Annotated in this window: 21 protein-coding genes; 15 read left to right on the top strand and 6 right to left on the bottom strand. The window is 67.8% G+C overall.

The window, feature by feature from the left end; all coding sequences use genetic code 11:
- Positions 1-12 precede the first annotated feature (12 nt).
- Positions 13-597, top strand: coding sequence for an RDD family protein (locus ACHZD8_RS00620; RefSeq protein ID WP_394768146.1), 585 nt, complete (start codon positions 13-15; stop codon positions 595-597).
- On the opposite strand, the gene ACHZD8_RS00615 is transcribed toward ACHZD8_RS00620, so the two are convergent.
- The 3 genes from ACHZD8_RS00615 to ACHZD8_RS00605 form a co-directional block, all read right to left on the bottom strand.
- Complete coding sequence (locus tag ACHZD8_RS00615) at positions 594-2,003, bottom strand: UDP-glucose dehydrogenase family protein (protein WP_394768160.1); 1,410 nt, start codon at positions 2,001-2,003, stop codon at positions 594-596. The two genes, ACHZD8_RS00620 and ACHZD8_RS00615, sit on opposite strands and share 4 nt — an antisense overlap.
- A 65-nt stretch (positions 2,004-2,068) precedes the next feature.
- Positions 2,069-3,502 (bottom strand): glycosyl hydrolase, encoded by a 1,434-nt coding sequence (locus tag ACHZD8_RS00610; protein WP_394768144.1) that lies wholly within the window; start codon positions 3,500-3,502, stop codon positions 2,069-2,071.
- Positions 3,489-5,012: a glycosyltransferase family 2 protein gene (locus ACHZD8_RS00605; protein WP_394768143.1), complete on the bottom strand. Its 1,524-nt coding sequence runs from the start codon at positions 5,010-5,012 to the stop codon at positions 3,489-3,491. The genes ACHZD8_RS00610 and ACHZD8_RS00605 overlap by 14 nt, the downstream gene beginning before the upstream one ends.
- A gap of 682 nt (positions 5,013-5,694) precedes the next feature.
- Between ACHZD8_RS00605 and ACHZD8_RS00600 the strand changes: the two genes are divergently transcribed.
- Positions 5,695-6,081 carry a PLDc N-terminal domain-containing protein gene (locus ACHZD8_RS00600; RefSeq protein WP_394768142.1) on the top strand — a complete coding sequence of 129 codons (387 nt, stop codon included), beginning with the start codon at positions 5,695-5,697 and terminating at the stop codon, positions 6,079-6,081.
- Positions 6,082-6,107: 26 nt separating this feature from the next.
- Here the strand turns inward: ACHZD8_RS00600 and ACHZD8_RS00595 are convergent, their stop codons facing one another.
- Together ACHZD8_RS00595 and ACHZD8_RS00590 are read right to left on the bottom strand one after the other, a co-directional pair.
- A complete protein-coding gene (locus tag ACHZD8_RS00595; protein WP_394768141.1) occupies positions 6,108-9,065 on the bottom strand; it encodes a bifunctional [glutamine synthetase] adenylyltransferase/[glutamine synthetase]-adenylyl-L-tyrosine phosphorylase in 2,958 nt (985 codons plus the stop codon).
- 19 nt (positions 9,066-9,084) lie between these two features.
- Positions 9,085-10,440 (bottom strand): glutamine synthetase family protein, encoded by a 1,356-nt coding sequence (locus tag ACHZD8_RS00590; protein ID WP_394768140.1) that lies wholly within the window; start codon positions 10,438-10,440, stop codon positions 9,085-9,087.
- A 57-nt stretch (positions 10,441-10,497) separates the two neighbouring features.
- Between ACHZD8_RS00590 and ACHZD8_RS00585 the strand changes: the two genes are divergently transcribed.
- Positions 10,498-12,231, top strand: a complete 1,734-nt coding sequence (locus ACHZD8_RS00585; RefSeq protein ID WP_394768139.1) for an NAD+ synthase — start codon at positions 10,498-10,500, stop codon at positions 12,229-12,231.
- Between the two features lie 39 nt (positions 12,232-12,270).
- Positions 12,271-13,107, top strand: a complete 837-nt coding sequence (gene panB, locus ACHZD8_RS00580) for a 3-methyl-2-oxobutanoate hydroxymethyltransferase (RefSeq protein ID WP_394768138.1) — start codon at positions 12,271-12,273, stop codon at positions 13,105-13,107.
- Between the two features lie 274 nt (positions 13,108-13,381).
- Here panB and ACHZD8_RS00575 read toward each other — a convergent pair whose 3' ends face one another.
- On the bottom strand, positions 13,382-13,555 hold the full coding sequence (locus tag ACHZD8_RS00575) for a methionine aminopeptidase (RefSeq protein WP_394768137.1): 174 nt from the start codon (positions 13,553-13,555) through the stop codon (positions 13,382-13,384).
- A 32-nt stretch (positions 13,556-13,587) separates the two neighbouring features.
- Between ACHZD8_RS00575 and map the strand changes: the two genes are divergently transcribed.
- From map to ACHZD8_RS00520, 11 genes are all read left to right on the top strand, one after another.
- Positions 13,588-14,463, top strand: a complete 876-nt coding sequence (map, locus tag ACHZD8_RS00570) for a type I methionyl aminopeptidase (RefSeq protein ID WP_394768136.1) — start codon at positions 13,588-13,590, stop codon at positions 14,461-14,463.
- A 29-nt stretch (positions 14,464-14,492) separates the two neighbouring features.
- Entirely contained in the window at positions 14,493-15,251 is a 759-nt protein-coding gene (gene ppgK / locus ACHZD8_RS00565) for a polyphosphate--glucose phosphotransferase (RefSeq protein ID WP_394768135.1), read from the top strand.
- Between the two features lie 92 nt (positions 15,252-15,343).
- Positions 15,344-15,487: a hypothetical protein gene (locus ACHZD8_RS00560; RefSeq protein ID WP_394768134.1), complete on the top strand. Its 144-nt coding sequence runs from the start codon at positions 15,344-15,346 to the stop codon at positions 15,485-15,487.
- Positions 15,484-15,573 carry a K(+)-transporting ATPase subunit F gene (kdpF, locus tag ACHZD8_RS00555; RefSeq protein WP_331901198.1) on the top strand — a complete coding sequence of 30 codons (90 nt, stop codon included), beginning with the start codon at positions 15,484-15,486 and terminating at the stop codon, positions 15,571-15,573. The genes ACHZD8_RS00560 and kdpF overlap by 4 nt, the downstream gene beginning before the upstream one ends.
- A complete protein-coding gene (gene kdpA, locus ACHZD8_RS00550) occupies positions 15,573-17,249 on the top strand; it encodes a potassium-transporting ATPase subunit KdpA (RefSeq protein WP_394768132.1) in 1,677 nt (558 codons plus the stop codon). The genes kdpF and kdpA overlap by 1 nt, the downstream gene beginning before the upstream one ends.
- A 4-nt stretch (positions 17,250-17,253) precedes the next feature.
- Positions 17,254-19,401, top strand: coding sequence for a potassium-transporting ATPase subunit KdpB (kdpB, locus tag ACHZD8_RS00545; protein ID WP_394768131.1), 2,148 nt, complete (start codon positions 17,254-17,256; stop codon positions 19,399-19,401).
- A gap of 33 nt (positions 19,402-19,434) precedes the next feature.
- Positions 19,435-20,046: a potassium-transporting ATPase subunit KdpC gene (gene kdpC / locus ACHZD8_RS00540; RefSeq protein WP_394768130.1), complete on the top strand. Its 612-nt coding sequence runs from the start codon at positions 19,435-19,437 to the stop codon at positions 20,044-20,046.
- Between the two features lie 14 nt (positions 20,047-20,060).
- Positions 20,061-22,547: an ATP-binding protein gene (locus ACHZD8_RS00535; protein WP_394768129.1), complete on the top strand. Its 2,487-nt coding sequence runs from the start codon at positions 20,061-20,063 to the stop codon at positions 22,545-22,547.
- The gene (locus ACHZD8_RS00530) at positions 22,547-23,233 is read left to right on the top strand and encodes a response regulator (protein ID WP_394768159.1); all 687 of its coding nucleotides are present in this window, start codon (positions 22,547-22,549) and stop codon (positions 23,231-23,233) included. Before ACHZD8_RS00535 ends, ACHZD8_RS00530 begins: the two co-directional genes overlap by 1 nt.
- A gap of 48 nt (positions 23,234-23,281) precedes the next feature.
- Positions 23,282-23,701 (top strand): SRPBCC family protein, encoded by a 420-nt coding sequence (locus ACHZD8_RS00525; protein ID WP_394768128.1) that lies wholly within the window; start codon positions 23,282-23,284, stop codon positions 23,699-23,701.
- An 8-nt stretch (positions 23,702-23,709) separates the two neighbouring features.
- Entirely contained in the window at positions 23,710-24,444 is a 735-nt protein-coding gene (locus tag ACHZD8_RS00520) for a VIT family protein (RefSeq protein ID WP_394768127.1), read from the top strand.
- Positions 24,445-24,476: the final 32 nt, after the last annotated feature.

Here is a 24,476-nt window from a genome sequence, read left to right as displayed (position 1 = left end):
AGGGTTGGGGCGATGAGAGCTCCCCTGGGCCGCCGGCTCCTCGCCGTGCTGATCGACTACGCGATCATCCTGGGCTGGGTGGCGATCCTGTTGGGCGGCACCCTCGCCATCGACTTCGTCGCGTTCGGCGGTGTGGTGAACCTCTTCGACACGATCGGCATCGGCGGGAGCGAGGCGGTGGCCTTCGCCAGCCTCACGCTCCCCGTGGGCATCTACCTCTGGGCGACCGAGGCCGGCGGTCGGCACGCCACGGTGGGCAAACGCGCGATGGGCCTGCGCGTGCTCAAAGCCGACGGGTCGTCACCCTCCGCGGCCGCGGTGTTGCTGCGCACTATCGTGAAGCTGTTGCCGTGGGAATTCGCGCACTTCGTCGTCTTCCAGGTGACGTACTACGCGCTGTACCTCGGGCGACCGGACTCCGCACCCCCCTGGGTCTCCGCCGGTCTCGTCGCTGCCAACCTGATCCCTCTGGTCTTTGTCGGCTGTGTCGCTCTCACCCCGTCACGGCGCGGTCCCCACGACTTCGCCGCCGGCACAGTGGTGGGCTGGAGTCCTCCCAGGGGAGGGCCCCAGCCCACTGAACCGCTCGGTGGTTAGGCTCCGACGAGCGAGCCCGAGTTGCGGAACACGAGGGGCGCCGGGTAGCCCAACAGCGGCGCCGGCGAGGTGCCGAGACCGGTGAGCTGCCATCCGGCCGAGCGCCAGGCGTGGGCATCGAGGCAGTTGCGTGCGTCGATGATCACCGGGGACGCCACCAGCTCGATGAGAGCACTGGGGTCGCTTGCCGAGAACTCCTCCCACTCGGTGAGCACGAGGAGGGCGTCGGAGTTGGTCGCGGCCTCTTCGATCGAGTCGGCGTAGATGAGGGTCGGGAACATCTTCTGCGCCGTCTCCTTGGCCTCGGGGTCGAACACCACGACCTGTGCGCCACGCAGGTGCAGTGCCGCCGCCACGTTGAGGGCCGGCGAGTCGCGCACGTCGTCGGTGAGCGGCTTGAAGGCCGCGCCGAGAACGCCGATCCGACGGTTGAGCACCGATCCGCCGCAGGCCTCGATCGCCATGTCGATCACGCGCTGGCGCTGGGACATGTTGATCTCGTCGACCTGCTGGAGCAGGGACGCCGCCTTCATCGCCCCAAGCTCGCTCGAGCGGTGGATAAGGGCCCGGATGTCCTTGGGAAGGCAGCCGCCGCCGAAACCGAGGCCGGCGTTGAGAAACTGGCGACCGATCCGCACGTCGTGACCGAGGGCGTCGGCCAGCGTGTTGACGTCCGCACCGGCGGCCTCGCACACCTCCGCGATCGCGTTGATGAACGAGATCTTCGTCGCGAGGAACGCGTTGGCGCTCACCTTGACGAGCTCGGCGGTGGGCAGGTCGCACACGATCACCGGGGTGCCGGTGGCGATCGGAATCGCGTAGACATCCCGCATGATGGCCTCGGACCAGTCCGAGGTGCCGCCGAGCACTATGCGGTCCGGCGTGAGCGTGTCGGCCACGGCCTTGCCCTCGCGAAGGAACTCGGGGTTCCAGACGATCTCGGTGGAAATGCCCGCCGGCACGAGTTCGAGAATCATCTCGCGCAGCGCCTGGCCGGTGCCGACCGGCACCGTTGACTTTCCGACGATGAGCCCGTCGTGAGTGAGATTCTTGGCGACCTGACGGGTTGCCTCCTGCACGTAGGCGAGGTTGGCCGCGTTGCTGCCGCGCTGCTGGGGCGTTCCCACGCAGATGAAGTGCACGTGGGAGAGGGCCGTGGCCTCGGCGATGTCGGTCGTGAAGCGCAGTCGGCCGCTCTGCACGTGCTTGAGGATGAGCTCGGGAAGCCCTGGTTCGAAGAACGGCACGCGTCCCTCGCTCAGTGCCTTGGCCTTTGCCGGGTCGTTGTCGACCCCGATGACCTCGAAACCCATCTCGGCCATGGCCGCCGCGTGGGTTGCGCCGAGGTATCCGGTACCCACGACGCTGATGCGAGGGGCGCCTGCCGGCAGTTCTGACGTGATCATCTGGTCTTCTGTGTTCTTGGTCAAAATGTCCTCCTGATCGTGGTTACGGTCGCTGTGCTGGTTAGTCACTGGGCTGGCTTGAGTATGAAGTTGTCACCGGCGCCGGCGAGTCCGGTAGAGAATGCCGCGAGGCTCTCCGGCCGTGATTCGATTCGCCAGTCGTTGGTCGCGAGCTCACCTTCCGTGTACGTCGTCACTGCGAGGTTGAACCAGGAGAAGCCGATGATGTCCTTGTTCTCCGGCTTGGCGAGGGCCGCGAATAGGCTGTTGATCCAGGCGACCTTGTGGCCGCCCGTCTCGGAGGCCCCGATCTCCGCGAGGAGGATCGGCTTGCTCGTGACCCGCCTCAGCTCCTTCAGGCTCGCGCCGAAGGTGTAGTCGAAGGTGAAGTTGTTCTCGGGCTTGTAGGCCGGCCGCAGGTAGCCGGAGAGGCCCACGACATCCACGTACTTGTCGCCAGGGTAGAGGCCGTCGAGGTACGCCGACGCCTTGTGGGCTGCCGGCAGGTTGTTCACGATGTTGGGAGCCCAGACCCAGACGACGAGGCTGTTGGCGCCCTCCTGCTCGAAGATGTCATGCACGTGTTGCCACATCTTCACGTAGTCGCCGGGGCGATTGCCGTTGATGGCGGTGCCCTTTCCGTTATCTTCCGCCCAGGGGTACCAGGAGCCATTCATCTCGTGGTCGAGGCGGATGCCGAGCGGGAGACCGGAGGCCACGATGTCCTTCGCGTACTGGTGGAGGTAGGCGTCGAAGTCACCGGGCACACCAGCGGCGGGGTCCCCGATGATCTTGGGCAGGGAGTACGCCGGTGCTTCGATCTGGTTGTTCGCCGCTCCGATCGGACGCGACTCCCACGTGAGCACCGGAAGGGTGTTGCGTTGCCAGGCCGCCTTGACGACATCCCCTCGGAAGTTCTGGTCCCAGCCGCCGAAGTAGCCGACGGCGTTGGGCTGGCTGCCGATCTTGACGCCCACCCCGTTGAACGAGGCCCAGTTGAACGGCGCCTGGTCGGTGAACAGTCCGAAGTAGCGCGAGGTCGGCGCCATGATCTGCGCCTTGGTGGGCACGCTCAGGGCGGCCGTCACCGCCGCGGGCTTCGACGTGGGCTTCGATGTGGGCTTCCTGGCCGGTGCCTTGACGGCCACCGATGCGGTCTGCGCGGCGTCGAGCGCTCCCTGCGCCGACCACAGCTGCTGCTGGATGGTGGCGAGCTGCGCCTTCGAGGCGGAGAGGCCGAGCTTGCTGTTGGTGAGCTGCTTCTGCAGGGCGATGACCTGGCTCAGCAGCGCATTTCGCTCGGCCAGCACCTTGTCTTGCTGGATCTGCTCCTTGGAGACCGCCGCGACGGCCTCGTTGATCGGGTTTGCCGGTGAAGTCCACACGATGACACTCGTCGTGAGGAGGCCGAGCACGAGCACCGACGCGCCGACGGCGGTCCAGCGTGCCCGGGTGCTGGTGACTGACCACCAGGATCCTGTGCGCCTAATTAGTGACAATGAAATACGCCTCCAAAGCGAATATGGCGATGCCGATGACGTAGGGCCAGGCGGCCTTCGGGTTGAGACGTCGACGACTCGGAATGGGCTTGCTGATCACGACGGTCTGCGCGGCACGCCGCGGAGACGCCTCGAGAACTGCAGAAGTGTGGTGGGACGAGGTGCGAGGTTCGAAGTCGAGCGCGGCGAGTTCGTCGTCGAGAGTGAGGCCCTCGCTCTCGGAGCTGGCCGACAACCCGCCAACGAGGCTGTCGTTGGACGCACCCCCGCCGTACGCTCCGGCCCGGGTACCCCAGCCGCTGGCATGCCCCATGCGGAAGAACCCGATGAGCCGAACGGGCATGAGGAACGCCGTCGAGACGATGATGAAGACGGGGAGCCGGAAGAAGTCGCTTGGCTTCTCGGAGAGGTGCCTGATCTGCCGGATGGCCATGCTGAGCACCGACGAGATCACCATGAGACCGATGACGAGGGCGATGCCGCCCTGCCAGCCGTATTCCTTGAGGATCCCCTCGTAGAAGTTGTAGCCCTGTCCGGTGAAGCTGCGGTAGACCCAGCCACCGATGACGCCGGCGAGCAGGAAGGGAAGCACGATGTCCATGACGAAGAAGAGCGCGAGCACCGGCGCGTGGCCGAGCATCCAGGGCAGCATCCGCAGGGTGTTGTACTGGCTCCCGCGCGCCCAACGCAGCTGCTGCTTGAACAGCTTCTTGATCTGGAGCGGGGCATCCGTGTAGACCAGCGACGTGTACTGGTACACCGTGCGGTAGCCCTCTTTGAGCGTGAGGTTCGTGAGGGTCCTGTCGTCGCTGACCTCGAGGAACACGCCCATGTAGCGCTCGGTCATGAAGCGCTCCATGACCTTGACCATGATCGAGCGGCGGAAGGCGATGGTGCGTCCCGGAAGGCAGCCGACCTGGCCGAGCACGCTCTGAGCCGGCATCGAGTACAGGGCTCGGGAGTTCTCCAGCCAGTCGGCCCAGCGGGTGATCCAGCTGCGCTCCGGCTCGAGGATGCGCTGGCGCGTCGTGACGCCACCGACCGACTCCTCGGCGAACGGCTTGAGCAGTTCGGGGAGGGTGTTTTCGGTCCACACGGTGTCGGAGTCGACAAGCACGGTGATGTCGCCGGTGGAGAGCTCGGTGCCGATCATCACGGCGTTGCGCTTGCCGGGGATGGGCGTGTGCACCCACCGCACCAGGGGCGCGAACTCCTCGCAGACGCCCTGAAGGGGCAGGTTCACGGCGCCGTTGATGACGACGATGATCTCGCCGGGCTTCTGCTCGACCATGCGGCCGAGCACGTCGCGGAACAGGTCGAGGGGCTCGTCGAGCACGGGCACAATGACGCTCGTCGTGCCCGTGAACGTGCCGGTGAATGGCTTGTAGCGGCTCGAGATGATGAGTTTGATGAGCCACAACGCCCAGATGAGCGCCGAGTACACGGCGAACATGTACACCTCGAGGTGGCCCTCGAGCATGTGGCGGATTTGAAGGATGAAGATAAACACGGTTCCCCAATCTGCGGCTGGTAATTGACTTCCGCAACACTGAGGAACTGATCGTTTTTCTTCGGGGTACCTGATTATTGGCATGCCCGCAGAGCAGATGCAAGCGGGGTAGACAGCTCTGACGACGCCCCCGTCTGATCCGGGCGCAACCTTCGAAAATTTGAGCAGTCACATGTCGGCAATTAGGCCCACCACGGTCGTGGCCTCCTAAATGCCGACCCGAGTTGCGATACCGCCCGACTAATAAACATCGATTCGTGACATAACTGATTTCGGGAAAACTGCTGTTCAGGGTCGAGTTGGGTGACACCAGTCCTCGGGCGGACGCCCGGGACGTGAGGGTGGGGATCGCCGCCGGTCGGCACCCGACTGTCCCCTGATGCCGAGAGGGCCTCACCCAAACGGGGTACAGATTTGACCCGAACGGGGTACTTGACAAAACTCGTCGAAATTCGTCAAACGTTTACGAGCCAGAAACATCACCACGAGTCAAAGACGCGAACGCCGGTCGCAGGCGAGGAACTCACAATCGGCATCGCGAGCACTCTCGGGGACGGGTCGGCCGTGCAGAAAAAGTGACTAAATCCCCCACAGAGGGGCTTGCCCCGCTGCTAAATTGTGGCCGTCGTGGAGGTCCCTCCGCTGGCACGCAACTGCAGTAACTACCGAAGGAAGGGTCATCATGGAATTTTGGAATAATCTGTGGAACGTCATCTGGATCTTCTTCTGGACGTTCGCCTTCATCGCGTACCTCTTCGCCATCTTCTCCGTCGTTGGCGACCTGTTTCGCGACCACACCCTCAGCGGCGGCTACAAGGCGCTGTGGCTGATCTTCCTGATCTTCGTGCCGTTCCTCACGGTGCTCGCCTACCTCATCTTCCGGGGGGGCGGGATGGCGGAACGCCAGGCCAGGAGCGCAGCGAGGGCCCAGGACGCCACGGAGTCCTACATCAAGTCGGTAGCCGGCCAGAGCCCGGCAGACGAGATCGCCAAGGCCAAGGCGCTGCTCGACGCCGGCACCATCACGCAGGCCGAGTTCGACTCCCTCAAGGCGGGCGCCCTCACGTAGGCGTCGCGTCGTCACCCGGGACCCGGCTAGCCGGTGGTGGGCTCCTGGCGCGTCTCCAGACCGTAGAAGCGCCGTTCGAAGACCGCCCGTGCCAGCCGGGTCACCCGGAGGTAGTCCTCCTCGAGCGCCGACGCCGAACCCGGTGGATACTCGAGCAGGCGTGCGACACCGTCGAGTTGCCTGCGATCGGTGGGGAGGACGTCTGCCGTGCGCGCCGTCCAAAGCGTCATCGCGGAGCGAACCCTGGACGCGAGCACCCAGGCCTCCCGAAGCTTCTCCGCCTCGGCGTCGGTGAGGAAGCCGTTGTGGCGTGCGACGTCGAGGGCGTCGAGGGTGGAGGTGGTGCGGAGCCCGGGGATGCGCGCGCCATGCTGGAGCTGGATCAGCTGCACGAACCATTCGACGTCGCTCAATGATCCCCGGCCGAGCTTGAGGTGGCGAGCGGGGTCTGCCGCCTGCGGCAGTCGCTCGGACTCGACTCTCGCCTTGATGCGCTTGACCTCGCGCACGTCCTTGTCCGCAATGCTCGTCGGAAATCGCACCTCGTCGGCGAGGGCCTCGAAGTCGTCCATCAGGGCGACATCGCCCACGGCGGCCCTCGCCCTCAACAGGGCCTGCGCCTCCCAAGTGAGGGACCACCGCTCGTAGTATGCGCGGTAGCTCGCGAGCGAACGCACGACCGCACCGTTTTTTCCCTCCGGCCGAAGATCGAGGTCGAGGTCGAGGGGAAGCCGCAGGTCTTCGGTCTGCCTCGCCAGATCCGCCACGATCGCCTCGGCGGTCGCCTGTGCCTCGGCGTCGGTCGCCGTCGTCGCTCGGTAAACGTACATCACGTCCGCATCAGAGCCGAAACCGAGCTCCTGTCCGCCATAGCGGCCCATCGCGATGATGGCGAACTCGATGCCGTCGTGCGGGGCGCGAATCGCGGAGAGGACGCCGGTGAGCAGGGCGGTGGTGACGTCAGCGAGGGCGCGCCCGAGCTGCTCGACGCGCACGTGGCCGAGGATGGCTCCGATAGCGAGGCGCAGCACCTCGCGTCGTCGTGCGGTGCGCAAGGCGAGGGCCGCGGAGGCGAGATCATCGTGACGCGCGAGGGTCGCCACGGTCTCCTCGATCAGGGCGGCCGCGGTGCGCGGCCGCAGCTCCTCCTCGTGGTCGAACCACGCGGCGGCCTCGGGGATGCGCTCGAGCAGCACCCCGACGAAGCGCGAACTCGACAGCACGTTCGTCAGGCGCTTTGCGGCGCCGGACGAATCCCGCAGCATCCGCAGGAACCAGTACGACTCCCCCAGGTCGTCGCTCAGACGGCGGAAGGCGAGAAGGCCGTAGTCGGGGTCCGCGCCGTCCGCGAACCACTGGAGCATGACCGGGAGCAGGTGTCGCTGGATCGAGGCGCGCCGCGAGACCCCCCCGGTGAGGGCGGCGATGTGGGCGAGCGCCCCCTTCGGGTCGGTGAATCCGATCGCCGCGAGTCGGTCGGTTGCCTGCTGGCTGGTGAGGGCGAAGTCGCCCTCCCGGAGCCCCGCGACGGCCGAGAGGAGCGGCCGGTAGAACAGCCGCTCGTGCAGGCTGCGAACCGCGTGCTTGACCCGCGTCCACTGCTCGGTGAGTTCGGCGGCGCTCGTCGCCCGCCCGGTGGCCCTGGCGAGGATGCGCAGCGACTCCCGGTCGCTCGGCATGAGATGGGTGCGCCTCAGCTGCGCGAGTTGAAGGCGGTGCTCGAGCAGTCGGAGGAATCGGTAGTCCCTGGCGAACTCGGCAGACTCCACCCGGCCGATGTAGCCCTGTTCGGCGAGGGCGGCCAGCGCGGGAAGGGTGGCCCGCTGGCGCACCCGATCGTCCGTCTGGCCGTGCACCAGCTGGAGGAGCTGGATGGTGAACTCCACATCGCGGAGCCCGCCCGGTCCGAGCTTGAGCTGGAAGTCGAGCTCGTCACTCGGGATGTTCTCGGTGACGCGCTCGCGCATCCGCTGCACGCCCTCCACGAAGTTCTCGCGGGACGCGCTGGTCCACACCTTCGGGGCGACCCGCTCCACGTAGCGCTCTCCGAGCTCGAGGTCGCCGGCCAGGGGCCTCGCCTTGAGCAGGGCCTGGAACTCCCAGCTCTTCGCCCACCGGTCGTAGTACGCGACGTGCGACTCGAGGCTGCGCACGAGGGCGCCGTCCTTGCCCTCCGGCCGCAGGTTGGCGTCCACCTCCCAGAGTCTCGGCTCCCTGGCGAAGTCGTGGATGCCGCGCATGGTCCCCATGGCGATCCGGGTGCCGATCTCCACGGCGCGGTCATCCGAGACTCCGTCGCCCTCGACGACGAAGATCACGTCGACGTCGCTCACGTAGTTGAGTTCGCGCGCTCCCGCCTTGCCCATGCCGATGATGGCCAGGCGAGTGGCCGCCACCTGGTCGGCGGGGAAGGTCGAGTGGCCCCTCGCGACCACGAGGGACGCGTCGAGCGCGGCAGCGGCCAGGTCCGCGAGGGCGGCCGCCACCGTGTCGAGGGCTCCGAGCGGGTCGGCCTGGGCGAGGTCGTAGGCGGTGAGCGTGCTCAGATGGCGGCGATAGCGGGCCCGGAGCGCGTTCCAGGCGGCCTCCTCGGGCTCCGCGTCCAGACCCGCCACGGCCTCGAGGAGCTCCGCGCGGTACTCGTCCACCGTCGGCGGCCGCTCGAGCGGCTCCGCGAGGGCAGTGAGCTCGTTCGGATGCCGGCGGAAGAATTCCGCGAGCCCCGATGACGCCCCGAGAACACGCACCAGGCGGTGCGCGCTGTCCTCCCTGGCGAGCAGGGCGCCGACCTCGGTCGGCGACTGCCGCATCAGCTCCATGAGCGCGCTCAGGGCCTGGTCAGGGTTCGCGGCGTCGGCGAAGAAAGCCACGAGACCGGCGGTCTGGTGAGTCTGCCCCAGCTCGGCCAACTGCGAGGCCGCCTCGTCCAGCTCGGCGAATCCGAGCCTCGCGAGATCGGTCAGGGTGGTGAGTTCGCGCGCCATCGAACTGTCCTTCGCCGGGTTACAGCATCTCCAGGTTGCTCTTCAGCTCGTACGGCGTCACCTGGGCGCGGTACTCGCGCCACTCCTGGCGCTTGTTGAGCAGCACGAAGTTGAAGACCTGCTCGCCGAGTGTCTCGGCGACGAGCTCGGAATCCTCCATCAGCGACACCGCGTGGTCGAGGCTCGCCGGCAGCTGGTTGTAGCCGAGCGCCCTGCGCTCCGCATCCGACAGTTCCCAGACGTTGTCCTCGGCCTCCGGGGGGAGCTCGTAGCCCTCCTCGATTCCCTTGAGTCCGGCCGCCAGGAGCAGCGAGAACGCGAGGTACGGGTTGGCGGCCGAGTCGATCGCCCGGTACTCGACCCGAGCGCTCTGCCCCTTGTTCGGCTTGTAGAGCGGCACCCGCACGAGGGCGGAGCGGTTGTTGTGGCCCCAGGTGACGAAACTCGGCGCCTCGCCGAGCTTGTTCTGCGATGCCCCACCCCAAAGCCGCTTGTACGAGTTGACGAACTGGTTGGTGACTGCGGTGATCTCCGGGGCGTGCTTGAGAAGACCGGCGATGAACTGGCGGCCGATCTTGGAGAGCTGGTACTGCCCGCCGGCGTCGAAGAAGGCGTTGGAGTCACCCTCGAACAGCGACATGTGGGTGTGCATCCCCGACCCGGGCTCGCCGGACAGCGGCTTCGGCATGAAGGTCGCGTAGACCCCCTGCTCGATCGCCACCTCCTTGATCACCGTGCGGAAGGTCATGATGTTGTCCGCCGTGGTGAGCGCATCCGCGTAGCGCAGGTCGATCTCGTTCTGGCCGGGGCCGGCCTCGTGGTGGCTAAACTCCACCGAGATGCCCAGGTCCTCGAGCATGCGCACGGAGCGCCGGCGGAAGTCGTGGGCGGTGCCGCCTGGCACGTTGTCGAAGTAGCCGGCCTGGTCGACCGGCTCGGGCCCGTCCGTGCCGAATTTGGAGCTCTTGAGCAGGTAGAACTCCACCTCGGGGTGCGTGTAGAAGGTGAAGCCGCGATCGGCCGCCGTCGCGAGGGTGCGCTTGAGCACGTTGCGCGGGTCGGCCACCGCCGGCTGGCCGTCGGGGGTCGTGATGTCGCAGAACATCCTGGCCGTCGGGTCGATCTCTCCGCGCCAGGGCAGGATCTGGAAGGTCGCGGGGTCTGGATGGGCCAGCACGTCTGCCTCATAGGAGCGCGTGAGGCCCTCGATGGCCGAGCCGTCGAATCCGAGGCCCTCGGCGAACGCGCCCTCCACCTCGGCGGGGGCGATCGCGACGGACTTGAGGGTGCCGACGACATCCGTGAACCAGAGGCGGATGAACTTGACTCCGCGTTCCTCGATCGTGCGAAGAACGAAGTCACGCTGCTTGTCCATTTGCTCCTCTACCCTGCCGACTCTGGGGCGTCATCCCCGGCTATTAGGCTAGTGGCTATGCCCCGACTCCGCTTGGCGCTCGGCCAAACCAACCCCATGGTCGGCGACCTGGCGGCAAACTCGCAGCAGATTTTCGAGGCGGCCCGGCGCGCCTCCCGGCAGGGCGCGGACCTGCTCGCCGTCGGTGAGATGGCGCTCAGCGGCTATCCGATCGAAGACCTCGCCTCGCGGCCCAGCTTCCTGCTGGCGGCGCACGAGGCTGTCGACCACCTGGCCAAGCGACTGCAGGATGCGGGGCTCGGCGACCTCATCGTTGTCGTCGGGCATCCGGACGGCCCGTTCGAGCCGCGCCCGATCGGCACGAGCAATGCGCCGACCGCCATCGCCCAAAACCGGGCGAGCGTGCTGCAGCACGGGCATGTCAAGGCCCGCTACGCCAAGCACCACCTGCCCAACTATTCGGTGTTCGACGAGTACCGCAACTTCATCCCGGGCGACGAGCTTCTCGTGCTGCGGATCAAGGGGGCGGATGTCGCAGTCATCATCTGCGAGGACCTCTGGCGGGACGGCGGGCCGCTCGCCAGGGTGCTCGAGGCGGACGCCGGGCTACTGCTCGTGATCAACGCGTCACCGTTCGAGCGCGACAAGGACGACGAGCGGCTGCCGCTCGTCACCCGGCGCGCGCTCGAGACCGACACCACCGTCGCGTACGTCAACATCGTCGGGGGCCAGGACGACCTCGTGTTCGACGGCGACAGCGTCGTCGTCGACGGCACGGGCGGCATCCTCGCCCGGGCGCCCCAGTTCGCCGAGCACCTGCTCGTGGTCGACGTCGAGATCGCGGAGGCGACCGCGGTCGCCCTGCCAGACAACGTGCGCCGGGTAGAGCTCGAGGCGGCGCCCGTCGCCGGCCCGGCTCCGGCCGCGGACATCGCCGTGCCGCCCGACGACCGCGCACAGCTCTGGAACGCCCTCGTGCTCGGGCTGCGCGACTATGTCCTGAAGAACCGGTTCCCCTCGGTGATCCTCGGCCTGTCCGGCGGAATCGACTCGGCGGTCTGCGCCGCCATCGCCGCCGACGCGATCGGGGCCCACCGCGTCTGGGGCGTGAGCATGCCGAGCCGCTACAGCTCGGATCACTCGCGCTCCGACGCCGACGACCTCGCAGACAACATCGGCCTGAACTATTCCGTCGAGCCGATCGCCGACCTTGTGCTGCCGATCGAAACCCAGCTGAGGCTCACCGGCACCGCGGCGGAGAACGTGCAGGCCCGCATCCGGGCAATCATCCTCATGGGCCTCTCCAACCTCGACGGCCACCTCGTGCTCACCACCGGAAACAAGACCGAACTCTCGGTGGGCTATTCCACGATCTACGGTGACTCGGCGGGCGGCTTCGCGCCGATCAAGGACGTGCCGAAGCTCCTCGTCTGGGAGCTCGCCCGCTGGCGCAACGCCGTGGCCGTCGCGAGAGGCGAGGTTCCGCCCATCCCGCAGAGTTCGATCAGCAAGCCACCGAGTGCCGAACTGCGCCCCGACCAGACCGACCAGGACTCCCTGCCGCCGTACGAGATGCTGGACGGCATCCTCGACGCGTGCATCACCCGTGCCCTCGGCCGGGAAGATGTGATCGCCCTCGGCTTCGATGAGGACACCGTCGACATCGTGACGACGCTCGTCGACCGCTCGGAGTGGAAGAGGCGACAGGGCGCGATCGGCCCGAAGATCAGCGGCATGGCCTTCGGCCGCGACCGCCGACTGCCCATCACCTACCGGCCGAGCACACCCTGATGCCCCGACCGCACGATCCCCACGACTAAGGTGGCTCCCATGACCGACCCCAGCGCAGCAGCGACGCAAGCGAACCTCAAGCGCGTGCGCACCAGGCACTTCCAGAACGCCAAGGAGACCGGGGTGAAGATCACCGGCCTCACGAGTTACGACCAGCTGACCGCGGCGATCTTCGATGCGGCAGGCATCGACTTCCTGCTCGTGGGCGACTCGGCCGGCAACAACGTCTTCGGCCACGACACGACACTTCCGGTGACCGTCGACGAGCTCATCCCGCTCACCCGGGCCGTCGCGGGCGCGGTCTCCCGCGCCTTCGTCGTCGCGGACATGCCGTTCGGATCGTACGAGACCAGCCCGGACGAGGCACTGCACACGGCCTTCCGGTTCATGAAGGAGACGCACGCCCACGCGGTGAAGCTCGAGGGCGGCCAGCGCAGCGCCGAACAGATCCGCCGCATCGTCTCGGCGGGCATCCCCGTGATGGCGCACATCGGTTTCACGCCGCAGAGCGAGCACGGACTGGGCGGCCACCTCATCCAGGGCCGCGGCGAGGGGGCGGAACAGCTTCTCGCCGACGCGCACGCCGTGGAGGATGCCGGCGCATTCGCGGTCGTTCTCGAAATGGTGCCGTCAGGGGTCGCCGCGCAGGTCACCAAGGAGCTGCGCATCCCCACCATCGGGGTCGGCGCCGGCCCCCACGTCGACGGACAACTCCTCGTCTGGACCGACTGGGCCGGGCTCACCACGGGTCGCATCCCCAAGTTCGTGCGGCAGTACGCCAACCTCAAGGGCGTGCTGACGGATGCCGTGAAGGAGTACCGCGGCGACGTCGAGTCCGGCGCCTACCCGGCCCCGGAGCACGAATACGAGGACTGAGCACCGGCCCGCCGGGCAGGCGACCCTGCCTCCCCGCGCCGCCGCCGCATCCGCTCCCGCTTCCCCCGCTTCCGCTCCTGCCCGCTTCCGAAATCCATGCAATCGGCGGCGACACGCCGCTCACCCTCTCTCCGACGCGGCGTGTCGGCAAGAAATGCATGGATTTCGGAAGCCAAAGCCAAAGCCAAAGCCAAAGCCAAAGCGGAACGGGAGCGGGAGCGGAAGGGAGCAGGAAGGGAGCAGCACTGGCGCCGGTAGTCCCTGGGCAGTACAGCTAGCGGTCGTTGGCGGCGTCTTCCTCTGCCCACTTGCGCGCGCGCTCGGCGATGATCTCCGGCGCTCGAGCGGCATCCTCACGCGTCTTGAACGGCCCATCGAGCTCCGACGCGAGCGACTGCCTGCCCTCTTCAACCTCGCCGGTTTTGATGTTGTAGTACCACTCGGTCATGAGCGCTCCTTATCCCAACTAAAATCGATCCTATGCCCAAGGATTCGAGCGGTCACCTCGTGCCGGGGCGCATCTCCCCCGCGCGTTCGGTACCCACGACCATCGCCCGCCCGGAGTATGTGGGCAAGGCGGCCCCCGCCCCCTTCACTGGCTCGGACGTGTATCCGCCGGAGGCCTTGGCCCGCATCCGCGAATCCGGCCGGATCGCCGCCGACGCTATCGCCCTCGTCGGGGCGAGCGTGCGGCCGGGCATCACGACCGACGAACTCGACGCGATCGGCCACGACTTCATGGTGGCGAACGGTGCGTATCCCTCGACGCTCGGCTACCGCGGCTTTCCCAAGTCGATCTGCAGTTCCGTGAACGAGGTGATCTGCCACGGGATACCGGATGACACGGTGCTCGAGGATGGAGACATCGTGAACATCGACATCACGGCCTTCAAGAACGGCATGCACGGCATGCACGGCGACAGCAACCAGACGTTCATCGTGGGGAGCGCCTCCCCGGCGGTCACCGACCTCGTCGACCGCACCCGCGAGGCCCTGGCGCGCGGGATCAAGGCCGTCGCCCCCGGCCGCGAGGTCAACGTGATCGGCCGCGCGATCGAGTCATACGCCAAGCGCTTCGGCTACGGCGTCGTGCGCGACTTCACGGGTCACGGCGTCGGCGAGGCGTTCCACTCCGGCCTGATCATCCCGCACTACGACTCGGCTCCCGCCTACTCCACGGTGATGGAGGCCGGCATGGTCTTCACCATCGAGCCGATGCTCACCCTCGGCGGCATCGAGTGGGAACAGTGGGACGATGGCTGGACCGTCGTCACGAAAGACCGCAGCATCACCGCACAGTTCGAGCACACCCTCGTGGTCACCGAGCGTGGCGCGGAAGTGCTCACTCTCCCCTGATCCGACCAGATCCGATCCCCACAGGAAGATTGTCAAACATGGCCAACAAAGCGGTAGGCATCGACATCGGCGGCACCGGCATCAAGGGGGCGATCGTCGACGTCTCGACCGGCAAGCTGCTCACCGATCGCATCAAGCTCCCAACCCCGCAGGGCGGCGAGCCGGAGGACATCCTGGCCACGGTGCTGGAGATCGTCAAGAGGCTGGATGTCGCAAACAAGAAGGATCCGATCGGCGTCTGCTTCCCCGCGGTGGTCGTGAAGGGCAAGACCCTCTCGGCCGCCAACGTGTCGAAGAGCTGGATCGGCCTCGAGGCGGAGAAGCTGTTCGAGAAGGGGCTCGGACGCAACATCCACTTCGTCAATGACGCGGATGCCGCCGGCTACGCCGAGACGCTCTATGGTGCCGCGGCGAAGTCGGACGGCCTCATCATCATGACCACCCTCGGCACCGGAATCGGCACCGCCCTCATTTACAAGGGAGTGCTCATCCCGAACGCCGAACTCGGCCACATCCAGCTCGACGGCGTCGACTATGAGACGCGGGCGTCGTACTCGGCGAAGGAACGGGAGAACCTCAGCTGGGTCGACTGGGCGGCGCGGCTGCAGCAGTACTACACGGCGCTGGAGGCCTACTTCCACCCCGACCTGTTCATCCTCGGCGGCGGGGTGTCCAAGGAGTACAAGAACTTCCTCTCCCTGCTGCACCTGAACACGCCGATCGTGCCGGCGACCCTGCGCAACAACGCGGGCATTCTCGGCGCGGCCGCCCTGGCCGCCGGCAAGTAGTCCCCGCGGACTCGTTAGGGTCCGGTGTTTCCGTGTTAGGGAGTCGTTAGGCCCCGCAGACCGCGTTCCACCATGGTGTGGACTCGTCCCTCGTGACAGAAATGTCGCTGCGCGCCGTTCGGCCGCAGCTCGTCTCTCCCGCGGAGGATCCGATGCTCGATCTCGTGTACGTCGTTGGCGCAGTGGGGCTCTTCGCCCTCGTCGCCCTTGTCGCCTGGGGGGTCGAGAAGCTATGATCTTCTTCACGATCCTCAGCGTGGTGCTTGCCGTCGCCGCCCTGGTCTACCTCGTGTTCGCTCTCGTGAAACCGGAGCGCTTCTGATGAACACGACCCTGCTCTTCGTGCTGCAACTCGGCACGCTCATCCTGCTGCTCGGGCTCGTCTATCGTCCGCTCGGCGACTACATGGCCGTCGTCTACACGACCCAGAAGAACCTGCGGGTCGAGCGCGGCTTCTACCGCCTGATCGGGGTGAATCCCGGATCTGCCCAGACCTGGCCGGTGTACCTCCGCAGTGTGCTGGCGTTCTCCGCGATCGGAGTGCTCGCCCTCTACCTCGTGCAGCGGATCCAGCAGATCCTGCCGTACTCCCTCGGCCTCCCCCCGGTCGAACAGTCCACCGCCTGGAACACCGCCATCTCCTTCGTCACCAACACGAACTGGCAGTCGTACTCCCCGGAGCTGACGATGGGATACACCGTGCAGCTCGTCGGGCTCGCCGTGCAGAACTTCGTCTCGGCCGCCGTGGGAATCGCCGTGGCCATCGCCCTGATCAGGGGCCTCGCCGCCCGCCGCTCGAGCACGATCGGCAACTTCTGGGTGGACCTCACGCGCGGCGTCGTGCGGATCCTGCTTCCGCTCGCCGTCGTCGCGGCCGTCGTGCTGCTGCTCTCCGGCGTGATCCAGAACGTCAACGGCTTCCAACACGTCACCGGCCTCACCGGGGCGACCCAGACGATCCCGGGCGGACCGGTCGCCTCGCAGGAGGCGATCAAGGAGCTCGGCACGAACGGCGGCGGGTTCTTCAATGCCAACTCCGCCCACCCGTTCGAGAACCCGAACGGCTGGACCAACCTGTTCGAGATCTTCCTGCTGCTGGCGATCCCGTTCTCGCTCGCGAGAACATTTGGGCGCATGGTCGACGATCACCGCCAGGGCTACGCGATCCTCTCCGCCATGGGCCTCATCTGGATCGTCTCGGCCGGGCTGCTCACGCTGCTCGAGAGCGTGGGGAACGGAACCGCGAGCCAGCTCGCGGGCGGGGCGATGGAGGGCAAGGAGACCCGCTTCGGCATCGTCGGTTCGGCGATCTTCGGCGCCTCGACGACGCTCACCTCCACTGGAGCGGTCAACTCGATGCACGACAGCTTCACCTCCCTCGGCGGCGGTCTGGTCATGGTCAACATGATGCTGGGCGAGGTAGCCCCCGGCGGTGTCGGATCGGGCCTCTACGGCATCCTGATCATGGCGATCGTCGCGGTCTTCGTCGCCGGACTGATGGTGGGCCGCACCCCGGAGTACCTCGGCAAGAAGATCGGCGCGCGGGAGGTGAAGCTCGCGAGCATCTACATCCTGATCACGCCCACGCTCGTGCTGGCCGGCACCGCGCTCAGCCTCGCCATCCCGGCAGTGCGCGACTCCGTCGTGAAGACTTCGATGGCCAACACGGGCCTGCACGGCTACTCGGAGGTGCTCTACGCGTTCACCTCGGCCGCCAACAACAACGGGTCTGCCTTCGCCGGGCTCACCGCGAGCACGCCCTGGCTGAACACCGCGCTCGGCGTGGCGATGCTGCTCGGCCGGTTCCTGCCGATCGTCTTCGTGCTCGCCCTCGCCGGCTCGTTCGCCGCCCAGGAGAAGGTGCCGACCACCGCCGGCACCCTGCCCACCCACCGGCCGCAGTTCATCGGCCTGCTGATCGGCACGATCGTGATCGTGTCCGCCCTCACCTACCTCCCCGTTCTGGCGCTAGGCCCCATCGCAGAAGGACTCAAGTAACACCATGTCGACCACTCTGATCACCCCACCGGCGAGCGCACCCCGCACCCGCAAGCCGTCGTCGGCGTTCGGCGTCCGGCAGCTCATCGCGAGCCTGCCCGATGCGTTCCGCAAGCTGGACCCGCGAGTCATGTGGCGCAACCCCGTGATGTTCGTCGTGGAGGTGGGAGCCGCGCTTACCACCGCCCTCGCCATCGCCCAGCCGTTCCTCGGCTCGGCGGCCCGGACGGCGGCCTCGCCCACCTCTCTCGCGTTCATCTGGTCCATCGCCGTCTGGCTGTGGCTCACCGTGCTCTTCGCCAACATGGCCGAGGCCGTGGCCGAGGGTCGCGGCAAGGCGCAGGCGAAGAGCCTGCGCGAGAGCCGCACGAGCACCCTCGCCAACCGGGTCGCGTCGTACGATGCGGCGGCGGATGCGGGCGCCGAGCACTCGGAGCTGCAGCAGATCGCCTCGGCGGACCTCACCCTCGGCGACACCGTCGTCGTGACGGCGGGCGAGCTGATCCCGGGCGACGGCGACATCATCTGGGGCATCGCGTCGGTCGACGAGTCGGCGATCACCGGGGAATCCGCCCCGGTGGTTCGCGAGTCGGGTGGCGACCGCAGCGCCGTCACCGGCGGCACGCGAGTGCTCTCCGACCGCATCGTCGTGCGGATCACCAGCAAGCCCGGCGAGACCTTCGTCGACCGCATGATCAAGCTCGTCGAGGGGGCGTCCCGCCAGAAGACGCCCAACGAGATCGCGCTCAACATCCTGCTCGCCAGCCTCACGATCATCTTCGTGGTGGTCGTGCTGATCATCAACCCGATCGCCGCCTACTCGAACGCCGAGCAGAGCGTTCCCGTGCTCGTCGCCCTGCTCGTGTGCCTCATCCCGACCACGATCGGCGCTCTGCTGTCCGCCATCGGCATCGCCGGCATGGACCGCCTCGTGCAGCACAACGTGCTCGCGATGTCCGGTCGCGCCGTGGAGGCCGCCGGGGACGTCACGACCCTCCTGCTCGACAAGACCGGCACGATCACCTATGGCAACCGCCAGGCCGCCGAGTTCGCGGCGCTCAGCGGGGTGGATGCCGAGACACTCGCGACCGTCGCCGCCGCATCCTCGCTGAGCGACCCGACCCCGGAGGGCAAGTCGATCCTCACCCTCGCCACCGAGCAGGGCTTCGGTTTCCCGACCACCGTCGATGGCACCGTCGTGCCCTTCACCGCCCAGACCCGCATGAGCGGCGTCGACTACGTCGACGGCAGCTCGGTGCGCAAGGGCGCCGGCTCCATGGTGAGCGCCTGGGTCGCGGAAACCTCGACCCTCACCGACGCCCAGCGCGCCGAGCTGGACGGCATCGTCACCCGCATCTCGCAGGTCGGCGGCACCCCGTTGGTCGTCGCCCGCCGCGACGCGAGTGGGGTCGCGTCGGTGCTCGGCGTGGTCTACCTCAAGGACGTCGTGAAGACCGGCCTCGCCGAACGCTTCGCCGATCTGCGCCGGATGGGCATCCGCACCGTGATGATCACCGGCGACAACCCGCTCACCGCGAAGGCGATCGCCGAGGAGGCCGGTGTCGACGACTACCTCGCCGAGGCGACCCCGGAAGACAAGATGGACCTCATCCGCAAGGAACAGCAGGGCGGCAACCTGGTGGCCATGACCGGGGACGGCACGAACGACGCCCCCGCGCTCGCCCAGGCGGATGTCGGCGTGGCGATGAACACGGGGACCTCGGCGGCGAAGGAGGCCGGCAACATGGTCGACCTCGACTCGGACCCCACCAAGCTCATCGACATCGTCGGCATCGGCAAGCAACTGCTCATCACCCGCGGTTCGCTCACGACCTTCTCGATCGCGAACGATGTGGCGAAGTACTTCGCCATCATCCCGGCCATGTTCGTGGCCAGCTACCCGGGACTCGCCGCGCTCAACTTCATGGGCCTGCACTCGCCGGCCTCGGCGATCCTGTCGGCGGTGGTGTTCAACGCGCTCATCATCATCGCCCTCATCCCGTTGTCGCTCCGCGGTGTCACCTACCGCCCGGGCAGCGTGTCGAGCATCCTCGGCCGCAACCTCTGGATCTACGGCGTCGGCGGCCTCATCGCGCCGTTCATCGGCATCAAGGCGATCGACCTCGTCATCGCCCTCATCCCCGGCTTCTAAGACCCCTCGACCCAAGAAACGGATCTCCCCCTCATGAGTTCAGCACGCGGCACCACCCGGCAATACTGGGTCGCCCTCAAGGCCATGGTCGTCTTCACGATCGTGCTCGGCATCGGCTATCCGGCGCTGATCGGCGCCGTCGGCCTTCTCGCCCCGGCGCAGGCCAACGGATCCCAGATCACCGTCGGCGGCAAGACCGTCGGCTCGAGCCTGATCGGCCAGAGCTTCACCGACAAGAAGGGGAAGGCGCTCCCCCAGTGGTTCCAGTCCCGGGCGTCGGCCGCGGGCACCGGCTACGACGCCGGCGCGTCCGGCGGCAGCAATCAGGGCACCGAGAGTGAGACACTGATCTCGGCGATCAAGGATCGGAAGGCGGCCATTGCGAAGAGCGACGGAGTTGACCCGGCTTCCATCCCGGCAGACGCCCTCACCGCCTCGGCCTCGGGCCTCGACCCGCAGATCAGCCCGGACTACGCCCGCGAGCAGGTGGCACGCGTCGCCGCGGCCCGAAGCCTGCCGACCGCGACGGTCGCCCAGCTGGTCGAACGATTCGTCACCGCTCGCTCGCTCGGCTTCATCGGCGAACCGACCGTCAACGTGCTCGAACTCAACATCGCGCTCGCGGCCCTCGACACGACCCACTGACTGATGGCGCCGCGATGACACGAGGAATCCTGCAGGTCTACCTCGGTGCCGCCCCGGGTGTCGGCAAGACCTTCAGCATGCTCGAGGAGGGGCGCCGCCTGCGGGAGAAGGGCCTGGACGTGGTCGTGGGACTGGTCGAGACCCACGGCCGGGCGGAGACCGCCCGCATGGCGGAGGGGCTCGAGCTGATTCCCCGGCTTCGCGTCGCGCATCGCGGGGTCGAACTCGGCGAACTCGACCTCGCAACCCTCATCGCCCGCCAGCCGGACTGGGCCCTCGTCGACGAACTCGCCCACACGAACGCACCGGGGTCGAAGAACGACAAGCGCTGGCAAGACGTGCAGGAGCTTCTCGAGGCCGGCATCAATGTGATCTCGACCGTCAACATCCAGCACATCGAGAGCCTCAACGACGTCGTGCAGTCGATCACCGGCGTGACCCAGCGGGAGACGATTCCGGACTCCGTGCTGCGCTCCGCCGATCAGATCGAGGTGGTGGACCTCGCGCCGGAGGCCCTGCGCACGCGGCTCTCCGGCGGCCAGATCTACCCGGCGGGCACCATCGACGCCGCGCTGTCCAACTACTTCCGGCTCGGCAACCTCACCGCCCTGCGCGAGCTCGCGCTGCTCTGGCTCGCCGACGAGGTGGATGTCGCGCTTCAGGAATACCGCAACGAGCACGGGATCCGCGGCAAGTGGGAGGCCCGTGAGCGGGTCGTCGTGGCGCTGCCCGGCGGCGCGGAGGGCGAGACCCTGATCCGCCGCGGGGCGCGGATCGCTGCACGGTCGAGCGGCGGGCAGCTGCTGGCCGTTCACGTGGCCAGCTCTGACGGCCTTGCCGAGTCGAACCCGGCCGCGCTGCTCTCCCAGCGCACCCTCGTGGAGAGCCTCGGCGGCAGCTACCACCAGGTTGTCGGAGACAGCACGCCGACCGCTCTCGTGGAGTTCGCCCGCGGCGTGAATGCGACCCAGCTGGTGATCGGGGTGAGCCGCCGGTCCCGGCTCACGGCGTTCCTCACCGGCCAGGGCATCGGGGCCACGGTGATCCGGGCCTCCGGCGATATCGACGTGCACATCGTCTCGCACGCGTCGGCCGGCACCCTGCAGCTGCCGCGGTCCCGCGGGGCGCTCACCGTGCGGAGGCGACTCGGCGGGTTCGTGCTCGCGGTGCTCGGCCTGCCCTTGCTCACCCTGCTGCTCAGCTCCTTCCGCAGCAACGAGTCGCTTGTGAGCGAGGTGCTCGCCTTCCAGCTGCTCATCGTGGTCGTCGCCCTCGTCGGCGGAATCTGGCCGGCGGTGACCGCCGCCGTGTTCGCCGGCCTCGCCCTGGACTACTTCTTCGTCGAACCGCTCTATCGGGTCACCATCGCCAACCCGCTCCACCTGCTCGCGCTGCTGATCTTCCTCATCATCGCCGTGCTCGTCAGCCTCGTCGTGGACCAGGCGGCGAGCCGCAGCCGTGCCGCCAAGCGATCGGCCGCCGAGGCCGAGACCCTGGCGACCGTGGCCGGCAGCATCATCCGGGGCGAGAATGCGGTGGAGGCCCTGGCCAACCGGCTTCGCGAGGTGTTCGGCATGAACAGCGTCACGGTGTATTACAACGACGCCGAGATCTACGAGGCCGGGGCGGTGGCGGGTGGCGACGACGACACGCAGACAGTGGTGCCCCTCAGCGACCAGGGCAGCGTCGTGCTGCGCGGGCGGGACCTTCAGGCCTCCGACCGGCGCATCCTCGACGCCTTCGTGTCCCAGATCGAGGCGGCGCTGGTGCAGAACGAGCTGCGGACCGCCGCTCGGGGCATCCGTCCCCTGGAGGAGGCCGATCGGCTGCGCACGGCCCTCCTCGCGGCCGTCGGCCACGACCTGCGCACGCCGCTCTCGTCCGCGACGGCCGCCGTGTCGAGCCTGCGCAGCACGGATGTGGACTGGAGCGACCGGGACCGCGACGAACTGCTCGCGACCGCCGAGGAGTCGCTGCACCGCCTCGCCGACCTCGTGAACGACCTGCTGGATGCGAGCCGGTTGCAGGCGGGGGTGCTGCCGATCTCACTCGCCACGGTCGGGCTCGACGAGATCGTGCCTCTGGCCCTCGACGAGCTCAGGGTGCCGCTCGGCCGCGTGCGGGTGGATGTGGCTCCCGATCTGCCCGAGGCCACCTGCGACCCGGTGCTCGTGCAGCGCGTGCTCGTGAACCTCATCGCGAATGCCCTGCGCTACTCCCCCGAGGACGCGCCCCTCATCATCACGGCGAGCAGTTTCGGCGAGCGGGTCGAACTGCGGGTGATCGACAGGGGACCCGGCATTCCGAAGGAGCGGCTCGCGGAGGCGTTCCAGCCGTTCCAGCGGCTCGGGGACACCGACAACACCACCGGGGTCGGCCTCGGGCTCGCGCTCTCCAACGGCTTCATGGAGGCGATGGGCGGAAGTCTCGAGGCCGAGGACACGCCGGGCGGTGGCCTTACGATGGTGATCTCGCTGCCCACGGGAAAGGGACACTCATGATGCGCGTTCTCGTGGTGGATGACGATGCCCAGATCCTGAAGGCCCTGCGAATCAACCTCGCCGCGCGCGGCTACGACGTGTCGCTGGCCCGGTCGGGGCCGGAGGCGCTGGATGTCGCGGCGAGAGTGAAGCCCGACATCGTCGTGCTCGATCTCGGCCTGCCCGGTTTCAGCGGCATCCGGGTGATCGAGGGTCTGCGGGGCTGGACCGACGCCCCGATTCTCGTGGTGAGCGGGCGTTCGGACTCCGCCGACAAGGTCGACGCCCTCGACGCGGGGGCCGACGACTACGTCACCAAGCCGTTCGCCATCGACGAGCTGCTCGCGCGCATCCGGGCCCTCGGCCGTCGTGCCCTCGCCGAACCCGAGGAGCCGGTGACCCGCTTCGGCAACATCACCGTGGACCTCGCCGCCCACACCGTCGACCGCGACGAGTCCGGGGTATCGACTCCCGTGAAGCTGACCCCCACCGAGTGGCACATCCTCGAGGTGCTCGTGCGCAACCCGCGCCGGCTGATCACCAAGAACTTCCTGCTCACGACGGTCTGGGGACCGGCCTACGAGAACGAGGACGGCTACCTTCGCCTCTACCTGGCCCAGTTGCGCAAGAAGCTCGAGCCGGAACCGTCGCGCCCCCGCTACCTGCTCACCGAGCCGGGCATGGGGTACCGCTTCTCCCCCGACTGATCCTCGGATCCCTTCACTTCGCGCGGCGACCCTGCCTACAGTGGCCGTATGGAGTCTCGAAACGTCAGCGTCGCCATCGACCGGCCGGACGACGAGGTGTATGCCTTCGCCGCCGACCCGGCCAACCTGCCGCTGTGGGCCGCCGGCCTCGGGAGTTCCATCGAGCTTGTCGACGGCCGCTGGACCGCCAAGACCTCCGCTGGAAGCGTGGTCGTGGAGTTTCTGCCGAGCAACGACTTCGGCATCCTCGATCATGTCGTCACCCTGCCGACCGGCGAGAGGGTGTTGAACCCCCTGCGCGTCATCGGCTACCGGAACCACAGCGAGGTCGTCTTCACCGTCAACCGCCGACCCGGGATGACCGACGAGGAGTTCGAATCGGATGCCGCGGCCGTCGCCGCCGACCTCGCGACCCTCAAACGCCTGCTCGAGCAACGACCGGAATCTCCGGACCCCGTGCGCGGTTAGATAGTCCTATGTCGACGAACAAGGAAGACGCTCCCGCCCAGCACTCGAATGAGCCCCACGGCGCCGGCGTCGCGAGCAAGCTCAACTGGCTGCGGGCCGGAGTGCTCGGTGCCAACGACGGAATCGTGTCAGTGGCGGCCATCGTCGTGGGTGTGGCCGGCGCCACGCCCACGGTGGCCCCCATCCTCACCGCCGGCGCCGCCGGTCTCGTGGGTGGCGCCATCTCGATGGCCCTCGGCGAGTACGTCTCCGTGAGCAGCCAACGGGACAGCCAGCGGGCGCTCATCGCGAAGGAGCGGCGCGAACTCGCCGAGCAGCCCGAGGAGGAGTTGGCGGAACTCACCGGCCTGTACCAGTCCAAGGGCCTCTCGGCCGAGACCGCGCGCGCAGTCGCGCTCGAGCTCACCGAGCACGACGCGCTCGCGGCGCACCTCGACGCCGAACTCAACATCGACGAGGCGGATGTCGTGAGCCCGTGGCAGGCCGCCGGCGCCTCGGCGCTGGCCTTCACGATCGGAGCCGTCCTGCCGATGCTCTCCATCCTGCTTCCGCCCGCCAACCTGCGGGTGCCGGTGACATTCATCGCCGTGCTGGTGGCCCTGGCCGCAACCGGCACCACGAGCGCCCTGATCGGCGGAAGCCCCGTGCTGCGGGCGACCCTGCGAGTGGTGATCGGCGGGGCCATCGCCCTCGCCGCGACCTACCTCATCGGTTCACTGCTCGGCACCTCCGGCATCGTGTAGCCGGCGGCGGTAACGCCGTCGCGTCCCTAGGC

It is taken from the genome of Lacisediminihabitans sp. (assembly GCF_043726815.1).
Taxonomy (GTDB): Bacteria; Actinomycetota; Actinomycetes; order Actinomycetales; family Microbacteriaceae; genus Lacisediminihabitans.
This window is presented reverse-complemented; position numbering and strand designations above follow the sequence as displayed.

Excerpts from the sequence above, each read along its gene's own strand:
- ACHZD8_RS00530 (WP_394768159.1), top strand. The coding sequence starts at position 22,547 with ATGCGCGTTCTCGTGGTGGATGACGATGCCCAGATCCTGAAGGCCCTG.
- kdpB (WP_394768131.1), top strand. The coding sequence starts at position 17,254 with ATGTCGACCACTCTGATCACCCCACCGGCGAGCGCACCCCGCACCCGC.
- ACHZD8_RS00620 (WP_394768146.1), top strand. The coding sequence starts at position 13 with ATGAGAGCTCCCCTGGGCCGCCGGCTCCTCGCCGTGCTGATCGACTAC.
- kdpF (WP_331901198.1), top strand. The coding sequence starts at position 15,484 with ATGATCTTCTTCACGATCCTCAGCGTGGTGCTTGCCGTCGCCGCCCTG.
- ACHZD8_RS00600 (WP_394768142.1), top strand. The coding sequence starts at position 5,695 with ATGGAATTTTGGAATAATCTGTGGAACGTCATCTGGATCTTCTTCTGG.
- ACHZD8_RS00615 (WP_394768160.1), bottom strand. The coding sequence starts at position 2,003 with ATGATCACGTCAGAACTGCCGGCAGGCGCCCCTCGCATCAGCGTCGTG.
- map (WP_394768136.1), top strand. The coding sequence starts at position 13,588 with ATGCCCAAGGATTCGAGCGGTCACCTCGTGCCGGGGCGCATCTCCCCC.
- ACHZD8_RS00535 (WP_394768129.1), top strand. The coding sequence starts at position 20,061 with ATGACACGAGGAATCCTGCAGGTCTACCTCGGTGCCGCCCCGGGTGTC.
- ACHZD8_RS00575 (WP_394768137.1), bottom strand. The coding sequence starts at position 13,555 with ATGACCGAGTGGTACTACAACATCAAAACCGGCGAGGTTGAAGAGGGC.
- ACHZD8_RS00525 (WP_394768128.1), top strand. The coding sequence starts at position 23,282 with ATGGAGTCTCGAAACGTCAGCGTCGCCATCGACCGGCCGGACGACGAG.
- kdpA (WP_394768132.1), top strand. The coding sequence starts at position 15,573 with ATGAACACGACCCTGCTCTTCGTGCTGCAACTCGGCACGCTCATCCTG.
- ACHZD8_RS00520 (WP_394768127.1), top strand. The coding sequence starts at position 23,710 with ATGTCGACGAACAAGGAAGACGCTCCCGCCCAGCACTCGAATGAGCCC.
- panB (WP_394768138.1), top strand. The coding sequence starts at position 12,271 with ATGACCGACCCCAGCGCAGCAGCGACGCAAGCGAACCTCAAGCGCGTG.
- ACHZD8_RS00590 (WP_394768140.1), bottom strand. The coding sequence starts at position 10,440 with ATGGACAAGCAGCGTGACTTCGTTCTTCGCACGATCGAGGAACGCGGA.
- kdpC (WP_394768130.1), top strand. The coding sequence starts at position 19,435 with ATGAGTTCAGCACGCGGCACCACCCGGCAATACTGGGTCGCCCTCAAG.
- ACHZD8_RS00595 (WP_394768141.1), bottom strand. The coding sequence starts at position 9,065 with ATGGCGCGCGAACTCACCACCCTGACCGATCTCGCGAGGCTCGGATTC.
- ACHZD8_RS00585 (WP_394768139.1), top strand. The coding sequence starts at position 10,498 with ATGCCCCGACTCCGCTTGGCGCTCGGCCAAACCAACCCCATGGTCGGC.